Source organism: Synergistales bacterium (genome assembly GCA_021736445.1).
In the GTDB taxonomy this organism is placed as follows: Bacteria; Synergistota; Synergistia; order Synergistales; family Aminiphilaceae; genus JAIPGA01.
The window spans coordinates 1-8,244 of the sequence record JAIPGA010000099.1 but is presented as its reverse complement, the minus strand read 5'-3'; the positions used below and the strand labels follow the sequence as shown (position 1 = coordinate 8,244).

At 68.2% G+C, this 8,244-nt stretch carries 9 protein-coding genes; 7 read left to right on the top strand and 2 right to left on the bottom strand.

Annotation, left to right across the window (positions count from 1 at the left end; translation table 11 throughout):
• Together K9L28_11010 and K9L28_11005 are read left to right on the top strand one after the other, a co-directional pair.
• The coding region (locus K9L28_11010; GenBank protein MCF7936858.1) for an ROK family protein at positions 1-417 on the top strand (417 nt) is incomplete at its 5' end.
• A gap of 95 nt (positions 418-512) precedes the next feature.
• Entirely contained in the window at positions 513-1,580 is a 1,068-nt protein-coding gene (locus K9L28_11005) for an A/G-specific adenine glycosylase (protein ID MCF7936857.1), read from the top strand.
• Positions 1,581-1,653: 73 nt separating this feature from the next.
• On the opposite strand, the gene K9L28_11000 is transcribed toward K9L28_11005, so the two are convergent.
• A complete protein-coding gene (locus K9L28_11000) occupies positions 1,654-3,045 on the bottom strand; it encodes a S8 family serine peptidase (GenBank protein MCF7936856.1) in 1,392 nt (463 codons plus the stop codon).
• A 90-nt stretch (positions 3,046-3,135) separates the two neighbouring features.
• Entirely contained in the window at positions 3,136-4,176 is a 1,041-nt protein-coding gene (locus K9L28_10995) for an NAD(P)-dependent glycerol-3-phosphate dehydrogenase (GenBank protein ID MCF7936855.1), read from the bottom strand.
• Between the two features lie 150 nt (positions 4,177-4,326).
• Between K9L28_10995 and K9L28_10990 the strand changes: the two genes are divergently transcribed.
• From K9L28_10990 to alr, 5 genes are all read left to right on the top strand, one after another.
• On the top strand, positions 4,327-4,806 hold the full coding sequence (locus K9L28_10990; protein ID MCF7936854.1) for a GntR family transcriptional regulator: 480 nt from the start codon (positions 4,327-4,329) through the stop codon (positions 4,804-4,806).
• 45 nt (positions 4,807-4,851) lie between these two features.
• On the top strand, positions 4,852-5,016 hold the full coding sequence (locus tag K9L28_10985) for a hypothetical protein (GenBank protein MCF7936853.1): 165 nt from the start codon (positions 4,852-4,854) through the stop codon (positions 5,014-5,016).
• A gap of 6 nt (positions 5,017-5,022) precedes the next feature.
• A complete protein-coding gene (locus K9L28_10980) occupies positions 5,023-5,979 on the top strand; it encodes a hypothetical protein (GenBank protein MCF7936852.1) in 957 nt (318 codons plus the stop codon).
• Between the two features lie 17 nt (positions 5,980-5,996).
• The gene (locus tag K9L28_10975; GenBank protein MCF7936851.1) at positions 5,997-7,232 is read left to right on the top strand and encodes a Glu/Leu/Phe/Val dehydrogenase; all 1,236 of its coding nucleotides are present in this window, start codon (positions 5,997-5,999) and stop codon (positions 7,230-7,232) included.
• A gap of 4 nt (positions 7,233-7,236) precedes the next feature.
• Positions 7,237-8,244 (top strand): alanine racemase (gene alr, locus K9L28_10970; protein ID MCF7936850.1); only part of this gene is annotated, 1,008 nt, incomplete at its 3' end.

Sequence of the window (8,244 nt, the reverse complement as noted above, 5' to 3'; positions counted from 1 at the left end):
GGCGGCGACGCCCCCTGCGGATGCGGCGGCAAGGGGCATCTGGAGACCCTGGCCGCCGCCGACGCCATCGAGAGGAAGGCCCGCGCGCGGGGGCTCCCGCCGGACGCGGAAGCGCTCTGGAAGAGGCGGGACGAGGAGGGCCCCGGCGCGATCTGGGAAGAGACGCTGGATCTGCTGGCCCGGGGGATTGCCTCCATCGTCCATCTTCTGGACCCCGAGGCCGTGGTGCTGGGTGGCGGGATGAGCCGGGCGGAGGGGCTGGTCGAGGCCCTGCAGCGTCGGGTGGAGCCCTGTCTGGCCTCTCCGCTGAAAGGGCGGGTTCCCCTTGTCGCTGCCTCTCTGGGCGACGATGCGGCGCTGCTGGGTGCCGCCTCGCTGGCGGTGGGGATGCTGCGGAAGGAAGAGGAGGATGTCTGAGCGATGGGACAGCTCCGGCGGCGTCATCGGGGGAGGCTGATCGCCGGGTCGCCCTGTCCGCCCCGCCGGATGCGGCCGGAAGGTCTGGACGGGGCGTGACCGCCCTGCGGTCCGCCGGCGCCGCGCTGGTGCGCTGGTTTGAACAGGAGGGCCGGAGCCTTCCCTGGCGGGAGAGCTACGACCCCTACCATGTCTGGCTCTCGGAGATCATGCTCCAGCAGACCCAGATGTCCCGCGGGGTGGAGTACTTCAACCGCTGGGTGGAGCGCTTCCCCGACGTGCAGACCGTCGCCGCCGCCACGGAAGCGGAGATCCTCAAGGCCTGGGAGGGGCTGGGCTACTACAGCCGGGCCCGCAACCTCCACCGGGCGGCCGGGATCGTGGTGGAGCGCCACGGCGGCCGATTCCCCCGTTCCCGGAAAGAACTGCTGGCGCTGCCAGGCGTGGGGCCCTACACGGCGGCCGCCATCCGCAGTATCGCCTGGCGGGAGCCCGATGTGGTCTGCGACGCCAATGCGGTGCGGGTGACGGCCCGGCTGCTCGACGACGCCGCGCCGGCGGGCGGGAGGACACTGCAGAGCCGTGTCGTGGAGACATTGGAGGAGATGGGAAGCGGCCTGGATCCCCGGGCCTTCTCCCAGGCGGTGATGGAGCTCGGCGCGCTGATCTGCCGCCCCCGGGAACCGCGGTGTGCTGCCTGTCCCATTGTGTCCCGCTGTTGGGCCAGAGCGGCGGGGACGGAGCGGCTCCGGCCTGCAGGGAAGGCGAAGCCCGCAATCCTGCGGATCGAGGCGGTGCTGGGGGTGCTGGTCGATCCGGGCGGTCTGTGGATCCGGCGGTGTCCGCCGGGCGGCCTCTTCGCCGGTCTCTGGGAGTTCCCGTGGTTCGAGCGGACCGCCGAAGAAACGCTGCAGGAAACCCTGCGCCGCGGCTTCCGGGAGCGCCACGGCCTCCAGGTGGAACCGGAACAGGGGCTGGGGACGGTGCGGCACAGCTTCACCAATCACCGGGTGCGGCTGGAGGTCTGGCGGCTGGGCAGACGGGGAGGCCGGGCCGAAGGGGTGCGGCCGGTTCCGGCGGAAGGGCTCGCCGCCTACGCCTTCCAGGGCGGCAGCCGGAAGGTGGTGGAGATGCTCCGGCGGCAGGGCTTGCTGGAGCAGTAAAGCTACAGTGTGTGTGCGGGAAACATGCGTCTCTCCGGCCGGGGTGCCTCGGCCGGAGAGACGCTATTGTGGGCTATCGCCTCCGCCGGACCGAGAGCAGAAGCGGAAGGAGCAGGAGCAGCTGGGCGGCCGGGATAGAGGAAACAGAGCAGCCGCCCCCGCCGTCCTCGGGCGCGATGTCGATGGCCCGGGGGGTGTCGCCTCTGGCCTCCGCCGCGAAGGCGCTGTCGGTGACGCGGGCGGGCCGCATGGCGTCGCCGGCGATGATCGGGAGCGGGCCGCCGCCGGAGGGGTTCTCCGCGAGCCAGCGGGGATCCTCCACGGCGTTGATCAGGAGATTCCGCACCTGCCAGACCTCCAGATCCGGGAAGCGCGCCCAGGCGGCTGCGGCCACGGCCGTGGCCACGGGACAGGCGAAGGAGGTGCCGTCCACGGTCGTGTAGTCGCCGCCGTTGAAGTCCGTGGTGGTGATGGATTCCCCCGGCGCGCCCACCTCCACGAAGGCCGGCCCGTAGTTGGAGAAGGAGGCCCGCAGCCCCGCCGAGTCGGTGGCGGCGACGCTGACAAAGACGCGATCGCTGAGGCTGGGGGGGTAGACATAGGCGCCGCTGTTGTCGATGCGCACGTTGTCGTTCCCCGCCGCGGCGAAAAAGAGGATCCCCCTGTCGCTGCAGCGGTCGAAGATGCCGTGGAAGTATTCGGCCCATTCGGTCTGGTAGTAGCTGGTGGTGTCGCTGGCGAAGCTGAGGTTGAGGAGGATACGTCGGTCGTCGAAATGCCGCTCTTTCAGCTCCACCAGACGGTCGAAGCCGTCGGTCAGCTCCTCCAGGAAGAGCTCGCCCTTCCTGTCGGCCACCTTGAAGGGGATCACGTCCGCCGAGGGGACCAGGCCCGTTTCGGCTCCGGCAATCACGCCGGCGACCCAGGTGCCGTGCCCCTTTTCGTCGTCCACGGCGGCTTCACCGCTCTCGCGGGTGAAGGCGTTGTAGGCGCGGTCCCAGAGGATGCGGCCCTCCAGGTCGGCGTGGCTGTCGAGGCCGGTGTCGAAGACGGCGACGAGAACCCCCTCCCAGTCTCCGGCGGAGAGCCCGTCGGTCAGTCCGGCGTCCTGGGCCCAGCGGACGTGCCAGGGCGTCTGGATGGCCTTCCCCTGAACCGGCGTTCCCCCGCCCAGTGTCGCCGCCTCGAGGCGGATGTCGGCGGGGACGACCGTCAGGTCGGGGCGGTCTGCCCGGAGCGCTTCGGCTCTTTCGGGAGCCATGGTGAGCAGTGCGCCGCCGATGTGGCTGTAGAGGGCGGCCGTTTCGATCCCCTCCGCCTCCGCGGCGAGACGCCGGAAGCAGACCCGGTTGGCCGTCCTGCCGGCGGACTCCGGAGCGAGGACCACATAGTCTGCCGCGGTCGCCCATGCCGGCAGGGCGAGAAGGAGCAGTGCCGTCAAAACCGCGAGAAATGAACGTTTCACAGGCGGATTCCTCCTGTTCCGTGGGGTGGATGGTGCGGTGCGCCGGGGCGGATTTTTTCGCGGAGCCCCGCCCCGGCGGTTTCGGTAGCCTTATCCGTCGCCGCAGGGCTTCCCGCCGAAGGCCCACTTGATCTCAGGCGAGACCTCCGGCTTGGGCTCCCGGAGCAGCAGCTCCTCCAGCATCGCCGAGGGCTCCATCTGCTCGTAGAGCACCCGGTAGACCGCCATGGAGATGGGCATGTCCACGCCGTAGCGTTCGGCGTGCTCCTTCAGCGCCCGGACGGTGTAGTAGCCCTCGGCCACCTGCCCCAGGTGCTCCATGGCCTCCTCGGGGCTGTCGCCCCCTGCGATGGCCCGCCCCAGGCGGTAGTTCCGCGACAGTTCGCTGTAGCAGGTTGCCATCAGATCCCCCACGCCGGCGAGCCCGGCGAAGGTGATGGGGTGGGCCCCGAGGTGGGCGCCGAGGCGCATGATCTCGGCAAGCCCCCGGCTGACCAGCGCCGCCAGGGTGTTGTCGCCCATCTCCATGCCGCCGGCCATACCGGCGGCGATGGCGATGACGTTTTTCACCGCTCCGCCGATCTCCACGCCCGTTACATCGTCGCTGGTGTAGACCCGGAAGTTCTGCCCCGACAGGATCACCTGCCACTCGAAGGCCTCCTCGGAGAGACAGGATGCCACCACCACCGCCGTGGGCCGGCCCAGGGCGACCTCCTCGGCGTGGCTCGGCCCGGAGAGCGTACTGTAGACCCCCCGCGGCAGACTCTCGTGGCAGACCTGGGAGAGCGGCTTGCCCGTGGTGATCTCCAGCCCCTTGGCGAGGTTGCAGATCCGGATCCTGGTGGACGCCAGCTGATTGAGCTTCTCGGCCAGCCCCCGCAGGGCCTGGCTCGGCACGGCGAGGATCCAGCGGTCGGCGAAGACCGCCGCTTCGGCGATGCTGGAGGTTGCGTATATCGAGGGAGCGAGGTCGATCTCCCTGAGATAGTCCGGGTTGCGCCCCGTCGCCGCAATGGCCCGGGAGATCCGGGATCTCCGGCTCCAGAGGCAGACATCGTGGCCGGCCCCGGCGGCCACATTGGCCATGGCGGTTCCCCAGCTCCCGGCCCCGAAGACGGTAATGTGCGCCATCTCGTTCACCATCCTTTCAGGATCAGCAGTCTCCTACGTGACCTGCTCCAACTATTATAGAGGCAGCGGGGAGCGGCGTCACGCCGGACGTTGACGGGAACGTGTCTTTATCATATATTGTCGACAAACGACACAGGAGGGGTGGGGTTGGTGACGGCGGGGCTGGAACGACAGTTGGGACACAAGAGCCTGGGGCAGCGTGTGGCCGCGGAGATCCGCCGGCGGCTGCTGGTGGAGCGCCGGTACCGGCACGGCCAGCACGTTATGGAATCGGAGATCGCCGCGGAGCTCCACATCAGCCGTGCGCCGGTACGGGAGGCGCTGCGGGAGCTGGTCAAGGAGGGGCTGCTTGTCTCCATCCCCCGCAAGGGGATCTTCGTCCCCCACTTCGACCGGGACGACATGGCCGAACTGGTGGATATCCGGTATATGCTGGAGTGCCGGGTCTACGACGAGCTCATCGAGGGCGGCCGTCTCGGTGCTTCCGAGCTGGAGCGGGCGGAGACGCTCATCGGGGATCTCGTGGAGGTGGTCCGTTCCGACGGCCGTGAGCATGACCTGATGATCGCCTTCTCCCAGAAGGACATGGCCTTCCACAGCTATCTCTGGGAGCTCTCGGACCGAAATTAGTCGCTTTCCATTCTCACCAATCTGGCCAACCAGATCCGTCTGGCCATGCTGCAGGATCTGATGTTCGAGGACCATCTGGAGGAGTCCGCCCGGGTGCACTACGGTATTCTGGACCGCCTGAAAGCGGGGGACAGGGGAGGAGCGAAGCGCTGCCTCTACAACCATATCGATATAGCGGCGAAGATGCTGGAGCCGCCGGAAAGGGGATGACAGAGGATGTTCGAAGCAAAGCATCTTGACGAGATCAGGGAATTCATGGACGGGATGGGGATCCCGGGCCGCGACGGCTGGGGGCTGCCCGATTCCGAAAAGGGCTTCCCCGACGGGGCCCACTACAGGATCGAGATCGCCGGGGTGGAGCGGCTGAGCACCATGAAGGCCATGGTCGACGAGGCGGCCAACCGGGGCGTCACCGTCCACAGGGCCATCTGCACCGTCGGCGGGTCGAGCTACTGCGATTTCGAGGAGATCAGGGAGATGGCCCGGATCGCCCGGGAGGAGCAGATCGAGCTGGTGATGACCATGGGGCACCGCAAGGCCTTCGATGTGGAGTCCAAGGAGATCTCCACCGGCGAGGGGGCCATGCAGGGATTCCGGCACAGGGGCTCCGACAACATGGCCTACTGGATCGAGGACATGATGCGCAACCTGGAGGCCGGGATCCGGGGTTTCCTCGTCTACGACGAAGGCGCGCTGGAGATCGTCTCCAGGATGCGTGCCGAGGGCTTTATCCCCAGAGACACCACATTCAAATGGTCCGTCTTCGGCGGCTACTGCAGTCCCGCCGGCGCCAGGGTGGTGGAGCGGTTCGGGGCGGACAGCCTGAATCCCCTGTCGGACGTCTCGCTGCCGATCCTCTCCAGTATCCGCAGCGCCGTAGACATCCCGCTGGATGTCTACATGATCATCGTCGATGCCTTCGGCGGGATGTACCGGGCCTACGACGCCCCGGAGATCGTCCGGGTCGGTGCGCCGGTCTACTTCAAGATCGAGCCGGGCACCGCCGAGGCGGATATCTACAAGCCTTGGGTCACCGAGAGCTGGCACGCCGAGTTCATCCGGCAGAAGGTGAAGATCGCCCAGATCCTCCAGGAGGTCATGGAGCGTCGGGCACCCCGGCTGAAATGCTCCGGCAAGGGGCCGAAGGATCTCTACCTGCCCGAGGTGGAGTAGTGGAAGGAGGAACCGCAATGCCGAATGTATGGGAGAGCGCATTATTCTATCTGGACAGGGCCTCCGACGAGATCGGTCTGGAACCGGAGATCCGCGAGCGGCTGGGGATGCCGCAGCGCTTTACGGAGTTTGTCATCCCTGTGCGTATGGACGACGGATCGAAGCGGCTGTTCACCGCCTACCGGTCGCACCACTGCGACGCCCTGGGCGTGACCAAGGACGGCACCCGGGTGATGCCCGATCTCACCCGGGAGGAGGTCAAGGCGCTGTCGCTTTTCATGACTGTCAAGCACGCCGTGGCAGGGATCCCCGCCGGCGGGGCCAAGGGCGGGATCAAGGCCGACCCGCGGGAGCTCTCGGAAGGGGAGTACGAACGGCTCATCCGCGGCTTTGTGCGGCGGCTGCGCCCCCGGGGGGCCTGGTCCGACGTGCCCGGCGCCGATATCGGCACCGGCAAGCAGGCCATGGCCTGGATGCTCGACGAGTACGAACAGGTGGCGGGCTTCCACAGCCCTGCGGCCATCAACGACAAGCCCTGGGAGGTGGGCGGCTCGCTGGGCGGTTTCGAGGCCACCGGCCAGGGGGTGGCCCTCTGTACCATCGAGGCGGCCCGCGACAGAGGACTCCTGCCGGGCAGCCCCTCGGTGGTGATCCAGGGCTACGGCCAGGTGGGCGGCATCGCCGGCGAGTACCTGCAGAAGGAAGGATTCCGGATTGTTGCCGTCGGCGATGTGGCCGGCGCCGTGCGCTCGGAAAGGGGCCTGGATGCCGAGGCGCTGTCGGCCTATGTGGCGGACCGCGGCAGTGTGGCCGGCTTCCCCGGCGGCGAGGCCCTCGACAGGGATCAGCTGCTGGAACAGTCCTGCGATGTGCTGATCCCCGCCGCCGTCCAGGATGTGATCCACAGCGGCAACGCCGGAAAGCTGGACACCTCGATCATCGTGGAGGCGGCCAACGGCCCGGTGACCCCCGAGGCCGATACGCTGCTGGCCCAGCAGGGCGTGACCCTGATCCCCGACATCCTGGCCAACTGCGGCGGCGTCATCGTCTGCGATTTCGAGCGGATCCAGGGTTTGAGCGGCGACTACTGGGACGAAGAGCGGGTCTTCGCCAAACTGAAAGAGCGGATCGTCGGCGCCTACCGGCGGACCGCCGAGACCGCAAAAGAACGGTCCACTACCTTCCGGACCGCCGCCTGGGCCTACGCCCTGGAGCGGGTGGCCGCCGCCATCCGTCTCAGAGGGTGGTCCTGACGCCATGGAATCCCTGACCACACGGCCCACCTGGTGCGAGATCGATCTCAGGGCCATCGCCCGGAACTACGAGACGGTGCGGCGCCTTGTCCCGCCTCAGACGGCGGTGATGGGGGTGGTCAAGGCCGACGCCTACGGCGCGGGGAGCGTGCCGGTGGCCCGGTTGCTGGAACGCCTCGGTGTGGAGCGGCTCGCCGTGGCCATCCCCGAGGAGGGTGCGGAGCTCCGCGAGGCGGGGATCACCGTCCCCATCCATGTCCTCGGCGAGGCCTTGCCCTCCCAGATCGACCTCTACGCCGAGCACGATCTCATCGCCTCGGTCTGCAAGGAGGAGAGCGCCCGGGCGCTGGAGGGGGCCTTCCGCGGCCGGGGCCGGAAGGGCCGCGCCCATCTGAAGGTGGATACGGGGATGCACCGGATCGGCGTCCCCCCCGAAGCGGCGCCCCGCTTCGCCGGCATGTTTGAGGGGCTGGAGTGGCTCGAGCTGGAAGGGGTGTTCAGCCACTTCGCCCGGGCCGACGAGGCCGACAAGACGCCATCCTGGGAGCAGCACGAGCGTTTCCATACCACCGTGGCCGCCCTGCGGAAAGAGGGCCTGTCGCCGCTGTGCCACATCGCCAACAGCGCCGCCATCCTGGATCTGCCCGACACCTTCTGGGACATGGTGCGCCCCGGTCTGCTGCTCTACGGGATCCTTCCCTCCAGGGAGGTCTGGCAGGATGTGCCCCTGTCGCCGGTCTTCTCCTGGAAGACCCGGGTGGTCTATCTCAAGGAGATCCCCGCCGGTTCGCCGGTGGGCTACGGGGCGAGCTATGTCGCCGAGCGTCCCACACAGCTGGCCACCCTCCCCGTGGGATATGCCGACGGCTATCCCCGGCTGCTCTCCAATGTCGGCAAGGTGCTGATCGGCGGAAGCTCCGTGCCCATTCTGGGGAAGGTCTGTATGGATCAGATGATGGTGGATGTCACCGACCTCGCCGGGGTCGGTGTGGGCGACGAGGTGGTCCTTCTC